This is a genomic window from Pontiella desulfatans, assembly GCF_900890425.1.
In the GTDB taxonomy this organism is placed as follows: Bacteria; Verrucomicrobiota; Kiritimatiellia; order Kiritimatiellales; family Pontiellaceae; genus Pontiella; species Pontiella desulfatans.
This window is the reverse complement of record NZ_CAAHFG010000001.1, coordinates 1,543,851-1,559,097: the sequence shown is the minus strand read 5'-3', so window position 1 is coordinate 1,559,097 and position 15,247 is coordinate 1,543,851. Positions and strand designations below refer to the sequence as shown.

Sequence of the window (15,247 nt, the reverse complement as noted above, 5' to 3'; positions counted from 1 at the left end):
AAACATTTAAGAAACATTTGGCTCGGCTCTCCATTAAATACGGGGGCGAGCCGGGCGGCTTAGCCTTCTCCAACTGAATCACCGGTTTTCTGAGCGGGCTTTTGCTGCCCCATTCCAACAAGTGTCAGCAATGGCTCAAAAAGGTAGAATGAGAGTTGTTGCCTAATGTTCATCCCACCACTTGGGCTCTCCGGCATTCTTTGCACCAAAGCATTCATCACGGCTAACTGATTCTCGGCGAGCCCAGCACGCTGACCCTGTTCTGCCAACAATGCTTCCTTATTTGCAAGAGCCTGTTCCAACAGGGTGATTGTATGCTCGTATTCGTTTTTAAATTTTTCCAAGGCCTCCGCCTTTTTGTCGGCCCCGGACACCATGATGAAGTTGATAGTCGGATTCAGTCCTCGGACGGACGCGTTGTCGATTTTAATTTCAAAGCCATCAGCATTCTTATTGATTTCATCCACGATATGGGTGGCCAGCAAAAGATCCATCGGCGTTAGTCCATCCGTGAAGGTATAGGAAAACTCGGTATAATCGCGGTGTTGGTCAATAAACTCGTTTTCCTGATAGTCGTTTTCTGGAGGGAATCGCTCCCTTCCATATTTGTCCCAGTACACGTAGCGGCACTTTACACGATCAATCACCCAATCAGATCGAGCAGTTCCGTACAAATGCACACCTGTGAGCGTAGCACCTGAAAAATCAGCCTGTATTAGAGTCGATGCTGTAAGGTCAGCCTCTGTAAAATCGGTATTGATTGCAGAACTGTCCGAAAAATTGGACGTCACCAGCGACGTGTTTACAAATGAGGAACCCTTGAGTTTGGTATCCCGGAAATCCGTATCATTCGCCAAGGAGTCATCAAATTTGCAATCGATCAGTTCCGCATCCGAAAAATCCGCATCCTCCAGCATGGTATCCGAGAAATCGCAACACCGAACCTTCGCGTCGCAAAAATTACAGTCACTCATGTCACAACCGGTAAAATCCACTTCAATCAGAGATGACGACGTGAATGCAGACGAGTTGAGTAGTGCCCGGGCCAAGCTGATACCCTTCGGGAATTTGACTTCCGAAAAGTCGGCGGACTGCATGTTGGTGCCAGCCAGGTCCAGTTCCCCCAGCCCCGCTTCTGCATAAATTGAAAAAACTCTTTCCAACCGACCCCAAGTCAACTGCCCTTCACTATCGGTAATTTGCGCGTCCAGCCACAGGGAATGATCTACCAGCAGGCTTTTCAGCAGTTCATCCGCTTCGCCTTTCGCCTTTTGCTGAACCTCGGTCAGTCTCGAATTTGCGATAACAGACGGGCTGCCTGATAGTATCACGGTTTTCCCTCCGACAACAAAAGGTTGCTGAACAAGTTGCTGGGATGAATGGTTTGCGAGCAATTCCGACACCTTGTCCTGTACATGACTAGCAATCCCCGGCAGGGAAATTTCCGACTTTTCTGCCATGCATTGGTCGAAGACATGAAGCAAGGCCTCGGTGAAGACACCACCACCCAGCTTCTTGAATTCGTAGGACCTCTGGCCGGGGCTGCAACTGCAGAATATGCTGACTGGGGAAGTGGGCGGCGCATACTGAAGAGCCCCGCGTATCGCCCTTGAACTTATTCCACCCGTTGTTCCCTGTAGATCCTTTCCTCTCTCCAATGGTTTCCTGCACGCATCAACAATGAGAATTCGTTCTACTCCATCCACACGGGTTGCTTCTTCGATGAACTCCATAGAAACGGCATTTCCGCCTTTTTTACTGATGGCCCACGTTTGCGCATCGTATGGGAGGACGTATTGCGCGCTTTCCGCCTGAAAACCATGACCGGAAAAGTAGAATAGAAACGTATCACCTTCCTGCAGCTTCTTAGAGATTGACTCAAGTTTGCGGACAACCGTGTTGCAGTCGGCGTGCGGCCCGTATAATGGCGTTGATTTATACCCCGACAGCAAAAGGAAATCATGCATTCGGGTTGCATCTTCATAAGCATAGTCCAATTTTTGGATCGCATCCTCTTCCTTGTATAAATCAATCCCCACCACCAATGCGTATTTTTCCATCATTCCACCTTCAGTCTACACAAATCCCAAACGGGCATTACTCTGGAGTAAATCTGTAGAAACAGAATCCCGGCCGACCAACTTTCTTCTAAGGCTCAATTCGCATTTTGAAAAAAGCGCGGCAGCATCTTGTTCAGTGAACACCCTTCTATTTTTGAAAACCCGCCTCAACTCATTCTTATCCACACCAAAATGGCTGCTCAACAACACCCCATGTACAATGACGTCAAACTCACCTTTGATCTTATACTTTCGGAGAATATATTGGATGAGGTTATCATAAAACACATCTATGTAATCGCTTTTGTCCTGCTCACTTTGGAACTCGGCATCGGCTTCACCCCTGCAGGCTAAGCGGTGGGATTCATGCAAAAAATTAAGCGCTTCCCTTAATTGCTTGAAATAATGAACATAGTATTTTCTATCGTACCCTGAAGATTGAATTCCATGTGCGCATTCCCGGCAAAAGAATTCATGACTACCGAAATCATTAGGGCAAAATTCTTCCAGACACCCCTGACACATAATCATATCAAGAAAATGGGTGAATTCCCCACAGATTTGGCACGGAATGAATTCTTCGCCAACATTCCTGTGTGCAAAAAGAAAACTTGATCGGACGTGCCCATTTTTATTGCCGGCGGCAATCTCAAGATTTGCCCCCTCCACCCACGGAGACTGGACGGGAATACCCTCTCTAATACGGTCATGTAATGTCTCAATCCGATCTGAAACCCCATCTATGCAATTGAACAGGGTCACTTTTTTTCCAGAATCCACAAAATCAATAATGTGTTCCACCAACAAGGATGTAAAAACCCCTCCTTGCAATTCAGACGACTCATAAGAGCATTCGGAATCGGAACATGAAACCAAAACCCGGAAGGGTGCTTGACCAGCTTGCTTTTCCAAATCATCGGTGATGCCTTTGCGGCTCAAGTTTCCAGCAACATCCCCACTACCTCTTTTGGAGCTAAATAAATCCCTGCATGCATCGATAATAAACAACCGCTCAACACCGGGCTTATCAGTAAGCTCTGCAAGTTTACTCACAGGCAAACCGTTTGTGATTTCTTTTGAAGCAAAACCGGAATCATACGGAAGAACATATTGTTCCTTCCCATGGGAACATCCATGCCCGGAAAAGTAGAACAATAATGTATCCCCCGAACAGGCTTTTGAGGTCATGGCAACCAACTCATGGACAAGTTTTGAATATGTCAATTTTTCCCCGGGAACCAACTGTGCAGCATACCCACATAGCTCCAACACACCTTTCATCCTCACAGCGTCGTTGAGCCCAAACCTCAAAGGCCGGAAACTGCCCTTGCAATAATTATTCATCCCGCACACCAGCGCATACTTCGCCATTACGTATCTCTTTAATGTTAGAACTGTCGCTATCTTGCAAAAGAAAAAACCCGAAACATGTAGCTTCGGACAGAAGAATAGAAAAATCAGGAAACGGGTTCAAGGGTTCTGATAGATTTTGGCACTAGGATATCCTTGTCCACTACATCGTAATGTCTGAGGAAATACACATATTCTGAAACCACCTGATCACACAACCGGTCAAATTCCTGAACCAGTTTCACCCGCTCCCTTAATGTTTCCATATCCCATTCGTTGAAGTCCTCATCCTGATCAACCGATTTGCCCGGCTGGCTGAACACCTGCGGCACCGGCTTTTCCAATACCTGGAGTACTCCGCCACACCATTCCGATGTGCAGGGCGTATCCTGCTTATGCCAGGTCAGCTTTCCGCAGTGGTTGCATTTCGCTGTCCGGGCATTTTTCCAGTCGAGTCCCCCGTGATAGAGCACAAGGTATCCCCCGCTCCGTCCGTTGAATCCAACCTGCCACTCCCAGCTTTGTGCATCCGCCCAGTCCCGCAGGAGCCGGCCGAATACATCATAGATTTCGGAGCAGTCGAGCATGTCGAATGCCTTTTGCATGATTTCCTCCGGAAAATCCAGCCGATGGACTTTCACGCAGTTGGCGTACGACGTACTCCGGTTCCAGCTGTTCATGGTGTTGTATCGGAAATGATTCTCCAGATACTGGATCATCGTCTCGCGGCTTCTCATATCTACTTTTTCATAAAAACGATTCATGGTTATTACCTCCAATTAGTTTGAGGGGCATCCCCCAGGGATGAGGGCTGCCCCATTTCGGTTTAGGCCGCTACCGGCTCATGTTTTTCGGCCACGATATAGTCGTAGGCTTTCTGCGCCTGCTGCCCGGCGGATACCAGCATGGACGGATCGGCCTTGAGCCGCTCCAGCCAGCTATTGAGATAAGCCGCGGAGTTGTCCTCGACCTCGGGCAGGATACCGCAATGCCCGCAAAGGAACGCCGCGCCCATTTCGGCCACGAGTTCCTCCCGGGAATATTCGTGCGACCCGAATTTAACCGGATCCATCACCGCTTTCCGCGCAAGGCGTGACCGATGGCCAACACTGTGCGTCAGTTCATGAAAGCAGGTGCTGAAAAATGAAGCATCGCTCATGAACATTTCCTGCGGCGGCACGCGAACGGTATCCGTCAGCGGATTGTAGGCCGCATAGCTGCGGTTGTATTCAATCACCGGTTTGTTCGGCATATCGGCGATCAGCCGTTCCGCTTCCTCAATGGGACAAACCTCCCGATCCGGCAGCACCAGCTTTGGAATCTTCCGTTCAGGAATTCCCTCGCACTGCGCCACGTTGAACACGTGGTAGTAGCGCAACATGGCATATCCCTTTTGCTTGTCGGGATCTTCGCTCGCCTTATCCGGCTCCACGAATTTCCAGAACACCACCGGCATAGACTTTTCGCCCTTGCGGATTTTTCCACCGAGCTGGTTCGCCTGCTTGATGGTCAGGAAATAGGGCTGTGCATAGCCCATCATGTGCAGCATGAACGCGTTGACACCCCGGTACGGTTTTCGGCTGACCAGGTTTTGCGGTCGCGTGTCCCGTGATACCCATGGCTTGCGCCAGGGCAACGTTCCCGTTGCATTGATCCGTTCGATCATTTTCTGCGTGATCATTTCGTTGATCTTGTTTCGTCCGTTTTTCATCGTTTTACCTCCAATAAAAAAGGCCGCCCCATCGGACGGCCGGTTCATGATTAATAAAGGTGAAGCCCTATGACTCCGCCTTGCCCATTATCTCTTCGTATTCCTCTTCCTCCATCGGATAGGCCGTATACGGCAGTTCCTCCAGATAGAGGGTGTTGACCACCACACGGCAATAGCCGCCGTTTGCCGTCCAGATGGCCTCGGCCATCCTCGCCGCAAACTCGTCCTCGGTTTCACCGCCGCACAACCGGCTCTGGGCAACTGCTTCGATGCCCTTCGCACCGCTACCGCGCTCAAAGTCCTGAAACGCCTCGATATCGAATTCCCACTCCTCGCAGCAGGCCTTCTTTATCTGCTCCAGCTTTGAGTTGTCGGGCTCTTCGATTTCGACGCTTGCTTCATAGTACCGGCTCATTGTCCACCTCCGGATTCTTTCGGTTCCCATGGACATGCTTGGCAGGTCGCGCCATCAACGCCGTGTTCCTGCAGGCAGGCATCGCAAGGAAACAGGATGCGGCCACACCCTGAACACTTGAACGGCTGTTGTTCGTTATAGTCGGTCTCCGCCCCGCAATCCGGGCACCATTCGCAATATTCCGCGGCCATCAGTATTCCTCCGGCAGCAGGATGGTGGTCAGGCTGCGATCCGATTCGGTGATTACCCAAAGCTTCACGCCCTCACTGGTTCGGTATGAACTGAGCAGCCGGAGCCCGTGCTCCAGCGACTCCTCGTTGACCTTGCGATCGTCTTCGCAGACGTCGCCCCAGTCGCCCGTCACGTGCCTGCCGACAAACTCCACCGGAGATTGACCGGCATTGTTCATTGCTTCAACCGCACCGGGAGTCGCACAGACCTGCCCGGCTTTGAATCTTGCTTTCTTTTCCATGATCATGGTTTTACCTCCATAGTTAAAAAGGCGCCCCGCCATGGGACGCCTCGTTTATTTCCAGCCGCTGCACGGCTGTTTTACTGTCTATAAAAACAGACCGGGCACTCCCCGGCCTGCGTGGTTCATTTCCCTATTTAACAATCAACAGTAGATGTTGATGTCGTCCGGCTGTTCCTCGCCGATCTTCAGGGCAACCGCCCCGGCGATACGGCAAAGCTCCGCCGGCTCGTTGAACTGCCCTTCCTTCAAGCCGACCTCGAAACACTCGGCATCGATCACCACCTGCCGTTCGCCCGTCAGTTGGCAATAGGGAGCCTTGGCCTCGAACGCATCCACAATGGCCACGCTTTCAACGTTCACGTAGAGCGTCTTTCCTACCGTGATCTTCATTGGCCGTCCCTCCGTTTCAACCAGTCCGATTCCTCCGAATCGTCCCAATGCCGTACCGACATTTCGTCTGGCACCACCACCTCGGCAATGCTGCCATCATCGTTGAACCGGATACTTACCGCCGACTCGGTCTCCTGATCGACCCCGGCAGGATAGACCAGCAGTTGCATCTGCTCCTCGGCCTCGCCAAACACGTCCTGCGCAACCAGCACGGGATGGGTGTTTCCGGGAACAGAGATGTCCAGCTCCACACCATAGGTGGAGCGGTTTTCTTGGAAGGTTGCTTCATATTCCTTCTTCATTGTCATCCCATAGATATTGAAAAAAAAGGCTGGCATGTGCCGTTGAAATCCTCCACTCGGAGGGTATGAAAAAACAACATAAACACAAGCCAGCCGGACATAGGTATACAACCTTGAAACAATTGTGCAATCTGATTCCCGGACACATGGTGTCGAGCCTTGCGCAGAAGCATGGCGTGGACATTCAAAGCCGGACGTACACGCCGTGGAGCCATGTGGTTTCTTTGCTGTACGCCCACTTCTCCCATGCACTCGGACTCAACGATGTGTGCGACGCGCTCCAGATGAACGCGGCGGCGCTCTCTACCATCCGCGGCGCGGTTCCTCCGTCGCGTAACAACCTGAGCCACGCGAACAAGATCCGCAACGCGGACATGGCCGAAGAGCTCTACTGGTGCATGATGAAGCATCTGATGGATACAGTCCCGGGCTTCGCGAAGGGCAAGGTTCGGCGCGGATACCTCCGGCGCTTCAGCAAGACGATCCATGCGCTGGACTCGACCACGATCCAGCTCGTCGCCAACTGCATGGACTGGGCGAAGCATCGCCGCCGCAAGGCTGCGGCCAAGTGCCACCTGCGCCTCGACCTGCAAAGCTTCCTGCCCCGGTGCGCCATCATCGACACGGCGAAGCACCATGACAGCACGATGACCCAAAGCCTGTGCGCCGAGCTCAAACCCGGTGAAATCGCCGTGTTCGACAAGGCCTACAACAAGTTCAAGCATCTTTTCGAGCTGACGGTGCGCGGTGTCTGGTGGGTTGGCCGGGCGAAGGACAACATGCAGTACAAGGTGGTGCGCACCCTCGAAACCACCGGGCACAAGCGCATCCTGCGCGACGAGGTCATCGAGATGGTGGTCGAAGCATCGAAGAAAGCCTATCCGTGCGAGTTGCGCCGGGTCGTGGCGCTGGTCGAGATTAACGGCAAGGATGTCGAAATCGCCTTCATCACCAATCACCTGGAGTGGAGCGCGTGGACGGTCGCCGAACTCTACCGTTGCCGCTGGGACATCGAGGTGTTCTTCAAGGAGATCAAGCAGACGCTCCAACTCTCCGACTTCCTGGGCTACAGCGCCAACGCCGTGCGCTGGCAGATCTGGATGGGGCTGCTGGTCCACCTGCTGATGCGCTGCCTCGCGTTCATGCACGGATGGGAGCACAGCTTCAAGCGGCAGTTCACTGTTGTGCGCGCGGTGCTTTGGCGCCGGTGGAACCTGCCCGCCTTGCTGGATTCCTATGGGACAGCCAAACCGCCCGGCCGCATACGGGGTGCGCCGGAACAGGCGTATCTGCCGGGGTTTGTCTAAGAGCTGTGGGACAGCCATATGCACAAAGCGCGGAACCATGGTTAACCTTCAACAAAAAATCGGAATTGACTAAATGAATCGGACATCAGAAACCTTAACAAAAACGGGGTTTTACTCTCCGTCAGCACCACCTATGGGATGAATGTGTTCCTTCTTCATGTTTTCTTCCTTTCCGTTTATGAAAAAAGCGCGACAGCCATGGCCGTTCGCGCTTTTCAGGATTATGGTTGTATTCGTTTTCTATCATTCGCTGCCTGCCAGCTCGGTTTCGTCGATGAACTCCAGGTATTCGTAGTCGATTTTCTCGAAGTAGAGATCAACCGCCTCTTCCTCCGGCATGCCATCCGGGAACGGATCATCCGGCAGTTCCTGCTTCCACCACGACTGCACATATCCATACAGTTCATGGATCAACCGATCGCGCGACACCGCCGCATAGACGGTTGTTCCGTGCTTGTGCGATATTGCCGCCAACCATATTTTCATTGGTTCACTCCTTTCCATGTTCACACCTTTAGGAAACAACCCTTCAGTTCCGTCTTGCCGACAAGCAGCGCCTCGGCCATGTCCTCCGGCTGGACGGACTGGTTTTCGTGGTTTACGTCCACCACCGTATTGCCCCGCAGGTGCCGCATCAAAAACATGCTCAACAGCAGGTTCTGAAGCGGTTCGTCCTCCAGCAAAGGAAACAGTGTTGGAAACCGCTGTGTATTCGGAACTCGCACATAGCGTTGATCCGAAAACCATTCGCTGAGCACGGGCACCACCGCCGCATACCTTTCGGCGGCAAGCTTCGACGTGCGTTTGATTAGCTCGGACTTCCTTCCGGAAATCTTCCAGCCGTGTGTACGCAACGCATCGCGGAACTGATCAAGCGTCTCCATCTTGCGCCACGAGATTCCAAACCTCGGAATCTGCTCCTTGCGCAGACGCGCTGTTGAGTGCAGCGGATTCAACCGTTGCAGGTAGCGCACATTGTTGAAGCGCAACGCCACCTCCTCGTGCTCCAGGATTTCCTGCACCTGCGTAACCGGCATGGTGAAACAATAATCACCGCCGGTTGTGCGGTATTCCCGTCCGAACGCCCTCGCAAACTTCCGCTGGGACGCCGAGGCCACCAACTCCGGCTCAAAATGAACCGTGTTGCCACTAACCCCGCAGGAATACTTCACCTGGCCGCAGTCGTGCGTGCGGCTGGGATTGACGACCAGCTCGAACCAGTCGATCCGGTCACGGAACCGCAAGCGGTGCCGCTCATCCGTCAGGCCGCGCAGCGCCGAAACCTTGCGGAAGTTGCGGCAACTGAGGGCTTCGAGCACCAGGCTCTGCTCCTCGTCCATGAAATCCCCGACCGACAACAGGTTGGCCAGATCGAGATCGTTCATGTCGTCGTAGCTTCCGATCTTCAGCTTCGGGTACTTTTGCTTTATGAACGCCCTCAGTTCCGAAAAGCCCGACCGGCTGCTCCGCAGCAGGTTCCAGGCTCGTTCATGCGACCAATGCGAACTGACATATTTCCTGGCCAGCTTAACGATCCGGTCATAGTTCACCTCGTCCGCGAAATAGACGCCATGTCCCACCTGCTCCAGCGTACGCGCCAGCGCGGTTCGCTTGTCATGGAAGGAGCCCTGCTGCGACACAATTATTTCCGCGTTGAGGTGCTGGACGGACAGCGCATCAAAGCGATGCTCGCCATCATTTATACGCTTGGCAAATAATTCCGCCGCCTGGCAGAAGTCGCCCGACACGCCCATGGCCGATTCCGGATGAATGCCCTTTAGCAACACATCCTCAATCGGTACTTCGATGCGTTCGTATCCCAAACGCGAAAAAGCCGGAATCCTATGATCCGGCTCCAACCATACCTTCAGTCCATACAGTTTCATTTCATTGTCCTTTCCCAAGCAACGACTCGATCCGAGCCGCCGTTGATTCGATTCTCGCCTTGGCCTTTCCGATTTCCGATTCATCCAGCTCAGACCGCACGGCCAGCGTGCGCACCTCCTGGTATGCGATCATGCGGCGTAGGTCGTCGGCTTGGTCGAAAAGCATTTCCACTTGTTCAACCAACTCGATGTTGTCGCCCGTCAGGCCGGGAATAGTGTCGGTTTCCAATCCTTGGAGATCGATCTGTCCCCCAACCTTTTCCAGCAGTTCCGATGGAATCCTGCCGGGATGGAGCGACTCGACCCGCAAAGCGATGTAGGCCAGCGGCGTGATTTGCCCCGGCGCGTCGCACAGATTGTTCCATGCCTTGAGCTTCACCATTTCCGACAGGTTTTCGCCGAGGAGGATTTCCGCCTTCTCGAACAGGTCGGTGGTGGTGAACAGGCGATAGACGGTTTCCACCCTTTGGAAGTTTCCGCCTTCGCTGAAATAGTCCGCCAACAGATCAAGGCAGACCTCCACCTGGTGCAGCAGTTCCTCGCGGTTGATCCCCTCGTCGTTCAATCCCATGGGAATACTCGACAGGATCACCTTCTTCGCGCTCTGCGCAAATGAAGGAAGGTCGTCGCCACGGATCGACTGGCGTGCCAGCTCGACGGCACGGTTCGACAACAGGTTGCGGTAGATGAATCCAAGGCGACGGCCATCCAGCTTTACGCTGCCGTCCGTCTCCTTCATGACCAGCACCGCCAACCGGGAGAGGAATTCACCCAGCGATTGAAAATCCTTTTCCAATGATTGGAAAAGCGATCCTGCCTTTAAGAGAATTTCCCTTATCTGCTGTCCGGTGTTTTCCGTGTCCGCCTTGCTGACAGTCTTGGTTTCCGACTGCTGGCACCATTCGCCAATGCTTGGTGCATCGTCGCCATTGATATGGCGCAGCACCTTGATGCGATCTTCCTCATCCATATCCAATGCTTCCGGTGGATAGAGGAAAATGGCGTAGCGTCCGATCAACGCGGCATCCATCTGCTGGGTGCCGTTGTATTGCCGCCCCATTGGATTCATGGCGCTCCAGACCCATTTTACCTCGGTCTCAAAACCCATGATCCTGCGGGAACGGATAATCTCCAGCCACTTGGCCTGTAGCTCCGGCACAGCCCGGTTGATCTCATCGATCAGCACAAACTGCTTGTCCCATACGGTGACCGCGCTCGGCACATATTCCACGCGCCCCTGCTTCAAGCTTTCGACGTTCGGGAATCCCAGTACGTCTTCAAACAACGCCTTGCTGGCATCGTAGGCCATGAACTTCCAGTCCATCGCCTGCGCGATTTTACCCGCCGCATGCGTCTTGGCCGCGCCATGCGCGCCAACCATCAGCAGCGGATCACCCGTCAACAGCGAGGCCATTGCCAGGTTTTCATCTTCCAAACTCCATCCATAGATACCCAGTTGTTCCAATAACTTAGTCTTCATTTTATTACTCCTTATAAAACCCTGCACGCAGGGTGTGTAGGCACAAAAAAAGAGCCGACCCGGCATTTACGCCCAATCGACTCTTCACGATTTTGATGTTTCATTTTCAGTCTCCGCTTGTCTCTCCTTCCTGCATTTTTTCCAGCATATCCACGACGCCTGGTTCGACAAACGCCACAGGAGACGTCATCTCAACATTGAAAATACGCTTGGCGGCCGCCTTGCGGATATGGGCTATGCGCCCGGTGCGATAGGCATCCTCCGGCTTGATAGTACCGCCAGTGAATTTGGACTTTTCAGGATCGCACTCAACCAGCGCGATATATCCCTTTTCCCACAGCTTCGCGTGCTCCGGGCACAAGTCCCAGCCCGTGACCGTTTTTCGCTCAAGACTGTTGCGCAGGCGCTTATCCAACAGGATTGCACCTGTATCAAATGCCTGGCCGCAGACTGGACAGACTTTTTGTTCCATTCCGACATGGCTCTTCATTTTATTGCTCCTTCCGTTATTTCATTCAGGTTCATGACTTCCCCAAACGGCTCCAGCACCTTTCCGCTGTTGTGGATCCCGAAAAGGATGGTCAGGATTCGGACTCCGGCTTCGTGCAAGGCCGCTTGGTTTGCATCGCTCATCGCTGCATAGCCATCGGTAATGATTACCGCCCGCTTGAATTCTTCCGTCAGGATGGTCTTGGCCACGCAGTTAAAGTCGGTGCCGTAGGTGGTCTCCACATAGCCGCGCATCAACGCGTCCATGGTGATCTCCGAAACGGCGTTGCTGAACTGGTAGACCGAACGAATATTCCGTCGATACCGCGCCAGCAGGCCGCTGATCTCCGGCAACGACTGGTTGACCGAGCCCGACACATCAAGGAAAAGCGCTATGCCCTCCCGATTGTGTTTCACTTCCGGCTGGCGGTTACGAAAAAATCCCGGCCAGATATCCGCGCTTAACAACACCATGTCGCGTCGGCACGGATTAATCGGGAATGGCGACGTTTTGCGCCGCATTTCACGCTCCGAACAAAAGAAAGCATCCAGCCGTTTGCGGGTGCTGTAATTCAACAGCAGCTCCTGCCTGATGCTCCGTTTGGTTTTCATAATCTCGACAATCATTTTCTTCAGACTGTCGAACATGCCACCCGTGCAGTCGCTGCTTTCCAGAATCTTCCTGCCTACTTCCTGGGCAATGCCCTGCAGTTGATCCGGTTTCCAATGGTTGGATGCCCCGCTGTGCGAACCGATCAATGTCGGTCGGCTGGCGGATTGCGGCACCAGCATTTTCAGGGTCTGGATCACCTCGCCCGCGCTGAGCACATCATGGTGCTGCCACTTGGGGTAGAGGTGCTGGTACAGATAGCTGTACCGACTGTTGCGATGCTTGCTGTTTGGCCGAAGGATCGATTCCAAACCCTGGACAGCATAGAAACGCTCGAACAATGATCCGCCGCCCGATGCCTTTGCATAGAACTGGCTGATCAACGCGTTGATGATTGCATCGCACGCAATGTTGCTGATTTGATCCGACTTATGGACAAAGTGCCCGAACGCCGGATGAAGAATTTCATGAAAGACCAGGCAGAACAGATCCTGCTCCGTCTTCACATGCTCCGAAACAAAGTCCGGATTGTATTTCATATGCCCATCGGCATCGATGCATGCCGTTGGGTTTTGGGGATCGGCTTCAACCGAAGCCACGATCCCTGCAACAAACGAATCCGCGCCCAACTCGCGCTTCATCATCTGCCGTACTGTTAGCAATGTAATCAGGTGCATGGCACCCTCCTTTCGTTTATACGTAACGAGTATTGCGTAATGCGTAATCACCCGTGTCCGCAGTTAATCATTCGTGTTCATCCGCGTTCATTCGCGGTTAAATATTCAGTCTGAAAAGCTTTCGTGTGGTTCGTGTCTTTCGTGGTTAAACACTTCTGTAGACTGGTAGTTTTTTGGTTTTTAGAAATGCATAGCGGTCGCTATGAAAACGTCCTCCCTCGACGGGGAACGCGATTACAGATCAAGGTTCGGCGGAGCCGTAAACCTTTATGCGAATCCACTGTGTTCAGCCGGATATCGGCATCAGCTCTCTCGCAATAAACTCGTTCAAGCAAATGGCATCAAACGGGTTTTCTTAATCGAATAGTTTTCATATGGAACCACGGGCGGGTTCCGAAGGGATTGCTTCTGTGCAGAAACAAAAAAAGGAGCAAAGGCATAGTCGCCCTCACTCCTGCTGGTAAATCTCGCGGTATTCCTGCCAGAAATCCCGCTGCCTGATGGCTTCGAGTTCATCTCGTACCGCCGTCAGAATCCAGGACACATCCGTCCGGATATCGCGCAGGTGGCACTCCATAGCCGCAAGCTTATCTTCGAGTGCATGAACACTCTGCTTATCTGCTTCCATAACTACTCAAAAGTAGTTGTAGTTTATATATTTTTCGGCACACGAGAGCACTCATTTAACCTAAAGCCGCTGGGGAATGAGTTCGCAATTATTCAGATCGGTGCTCCGATTGCATCGGCAAACGTTTGTTTACTGAAACTGAAAAATTTACCATCCTGTGTTACGAATGATTTCCGCGAACATGCGGCCGCTGTCCTTGATGGTGCGGGTCTGGGTGGCGTAGTCGGTGTGGATGAGGCCGAAGCGGGGTCGGTAGCCGCACGCCCATTCGTAGTTGTCCATGAACGACCAGGCGAAATAGCCCGTTAGCGGCGCGCCGTCTTGAATGGCGCGGTGAACGGACTCAAGGTGCGCCTTGATATATTTTTGACGGCGCACGTCGCGCACCCGTCCTTCCGCATCGACCTCGTCGTCCAGTGCCATGCCGTTTTCGGTGATGGCCAGTTCCTTCGGCTTATAACGGCGAACATATTCCATGATGTTGTTGTAGAAACCATCCGGTGTAACGGGCCACCCCATTTCGGTGTATTCAAATTCCGGAAGCTTTTCAGCGACCAGTTTTCCATCTCGGATCAGGTTGTCGCAGTAATACTGCAGACCCACAAAATCATAGTTATTCATCTCGATCAAATCAGCATCTGTAATGACCGGGATTGATTCAGGATAGCGGTCGATGATCGCCTCCGGATAGCTGCCGGAAAAAATCGGCTCCATGAAGACGCCGTTGTTTTCCTGCCACAGGAATTCGGCCAAAGCCAGCGACTCCGGCTTGCCGTCTAGAGGACGGTGCTGCTGGGTGGCGTGGGTAATGCCAACCTTTAGATTCGGATTCATCGCCTTCATGGCGTTATAGGCGCGACCGTGTGCGAGGTTGAAATGATACGAAGCCGCCAGCGCCTGCTTGTGATCTTTGATGCCCGGGGCCATGTTACCATCACGATAACCAAAGTAAGAGCAGACCCAGGCTTCGTTCATCGTCATCCAATGCTTCACGCGGTCGCCCAGACGTTCGGCCATAGTGAGGGCATAGTCGGTGAACCAGTCGGCAATGTCGCGGTTCGGCCAGCCCCCGCGTTCGTGCAGCGCCTGCGGCAGATCCCAGTGATAGAGCGTGATCCATGGATCAATACCCGCGTCCAATAGCGCGTCAACCAAACGGTCGTAGTGGTCGAGCCCCTTCGAATTGACCACACCGGTTCCTTCCGGATAGATACGCGGCCAGGAAACAGAAAAACGGTAGACCTGCAGGTTCAGCTCCTGCATCAGTTTAATGTCTTCGGGATAGCGGTGGTACTGATCACACGCGACATCACCCGTGGCATCGTCCTCAATATTTCCGGGCACATGGGAAAATACATCCCAAATGGATTTACCTTTTCCATCCTCGAAGGCCGCGCCTTCCACCTGATAGGCCGCCGTTGCAGCACCCCATGTAAAACGTTCCGGAAACTGGATATTCACTTTAAC

At 52.9% G+C, this 15,247-nt stretch carries 17 protein-coding genes; 1 reads left to right on the top strand and 16 read right to left on the bottom strand.

Features of this window, described 5'->3' with window-relative positions:
* Positions 1-59: 59 nt before the first annotated feature.
* The 9 genes from E9954_RS05800 to E9954_RS05760 all read right to left on the bottom strand — a co-directional run bounded on the left by E9954_RS05800 (position 60) and on the right by E9954_RS05760 (position 6,703).
* Positions 60-2,063, bottom strand: coding sequence for a pentapeptide repeat-containing protein (locus E9954_RS05800; protein WP_136078269.1), 2,004 nt, complete (start codon positions 2,061-2,063; stop codon positions 60-62).
* A gap of 12 nt (positions 2,064-2,075) precedes the next feature.
* On the bottom strand, positions 2,076-3,431 hold the full coding sequence (locus E9954_RS05795) for a caspase family protein (protein WP_136078268.1): 1,356 nt from the start codon (positions 3,429-3,431) through the stop codon (positions 2,076-2,078).
* 86 nt (positions 3,432-3,517) lie between these two features.
* The gene (locus E9954_RS05790) at positions 3,518-4,174 is read right to left on the bottom strand and encodes a hypothetical protein (RefSeq protein WP_136078267.1); all 657 of its coding nucleotides are present in this window, start codon (positions 4,172-4,174) and stop codon (positions 3,518-3,520) included.
* Positions 4,175-4,236: 62 nt separating this feature from the next.
* Positions 4,237-5,121, bottom strand: coding sequence for an ArdC family protein (locus tag E9954_RS05785; RefSeq protein ID WP_168442007.1), 885 nt, complete (start codon positions 5,119-5,121; stop codon positions 4,237-4,239).
* Positions 5,122-5,188: 67 nt separating this feature from the next.
* Positions 5,189-5,536, bottom strand: coding sequence for a hypothetical protein (locus tag E9954_RS05780; RefSeq protein ID WP_136078265.1), 348 nt, complete (start codon positions 5,534-5,536; stop codon positions 5,189-5,191).
* Positions 5,533-5,727 carry a hypothetical protein gene (locus E9954_RS05775; RefSeq protein ID WP_136078264.1) on the bottom strand — a complete coding sequence of 65 codons (195 nt, stop codon included), beginning with the start codon at positions 5,725-5,727 and terminating at the stop codon, positions 5,533-5,535. The genes E9954_RS05780 and E9954_RS05775 overlap by 4 nt, the downstream gene beginning before the upstream one ends.
* Positions 5,727-6,014, bottom strand: coding sequence for a hypothetical protein (locus tag E9954_RS05770; RefSeq protein ID WP_136078263.1), 288 nt, complete (start codon positions 6,012-6,014; stop codon positions 5,727-5,729). Before E9954_RS05770 ends, E9954_RS05775 begins: the two co-directional genes overlap by 1 nt.
* A gap of 138 nt (positions 6,015-6,152) precedes the next feature.
* A complete protein-coding gene (locus E9954_RS05765) occupies positions 6,153-6,401 on the bottom strand; it encodes a hypothetical protein (protein ID WP_136078262.1) in 249 nt (82 codons plus the stop codon).
* Positions 6,398-6,703, bottom strand: coding sequence for a hypothetical protein (locus tag E9954_RS05760; RefSeq protein WP_136078261.1), 306 nt, complete (start codon positions 6,701-6,703; stop codon positions 6,398-6,400). The genes E9954_RS05765 and E9954_RS05760 overlap by 4 nt, the downstream gene beginning before the upstream one ends.
* Before the next feature lie 65 nt (positions 6,704-6,768).
* On the opposite strand from E9954_RS05760, the gene E9954_RS05755 reads away from it, so the two are divergent.
* Complete coding sequence (locus tag E9954_RS05755) at positions 6,769-8,010, top strand: IS4 family transposase (protein ID WP_136077916.1); 1,242 nt, start codon at positions 6,769-6,771, stop codon at positions 8,008-8,010.
* Positions 8,011-8,253: 243 nt separating this feature from the next.
* Here the strand turns inward: E9954_RS05755 and E9954_RS05750 are convergent, their stop codons facing one another.
* The 7 genes from E9954_RS05750 to E9954_RS05720 form a co-directional block, all read right to left on the bottom strand.
* Positions 8,254-8,496 carry a hypothetical protein gene (locus E9954_RS05750; protein WP_136078260.1) on the bottom strand — a complete coding sequence of 81 codons (243 nt, stop codon included), beginning with the start codon at positions 8,494-8,496 and terminating at the stop codon, positions 8,254-8,256.
* Positions 8,497-8,516: 20 nt separating this feature from the next.
* Positions 8,517-9,896 (bottom strand): hypothetical protein, encoded by a 1,380-nt coding sequence (locus tag E9954_RS05745; protein ID WP_136078259.1) that lies wholly within the window; start codon positions 9,894-9,896, stop codon positions 8,517-8,519.
* A gap of 1 nt (position 9,897) precedes the next feature.
* Entirely contained in the window at positions 9,898-11,376 is a 1,479-nt protein-coding gene (locus E9954_RS05740) for an AAA family ATPase (RefSeq protein WP_168442006.1), read from the bottom strand.
* A gap of 106 nt (positions 11,377-11,482) precedes the next feature.
* A complete protein-coding gene (locus tag E9954_RS05735; RefSeq protein ID WP_136078257.1) occupies positions 11,483-11,866 on the bottom strand; it encodes an ATPase in 384 nt (127 codons plus the stop codon).
* Positions 11,863-13,152 carry a DUF2201 family putative metallopeptidase gene (locus E9954_RS05730; RefSeq protein WP_136078256.1) on the bottom strand — a complete coding sequence of 430 codons (1,290 nt, stop codon included), beginning with the start codon at positions 13,150-13,152 and terminating at the stop codon, positions 11,863-11,865. The genes E9954_RS05735 and E9954_RS05730 overlap by 4 nt, the downstream gene beginning before the upstream one ends.
* Positions 13,153-13,600: 448 nt before the next feature.
* A complete protein-coding gene (locus tag E9954_RS05725; protein WP_136078255.1) occupies positions 13,601-13,780 on the bottom strand; it encodes a hypothetical protein in 180 nt (59 codons plus the stop codon).
* A gap of 147 nt (positions 13,781-13,927) precedes the next feature.
* Positions 13,928-15,241: a GH1 family beta-glucosidase gene (locus E9954_RS05720; protein WP_136078254.1), complete on the bottom strand. Its 1,314-nt coding sequence runs from the start codon at positions 15,239-15,241 to the stop codon at positions 13,928-13,930.
* Positions 15,242-15,247 lie beyond the last annotated feature (6 nt).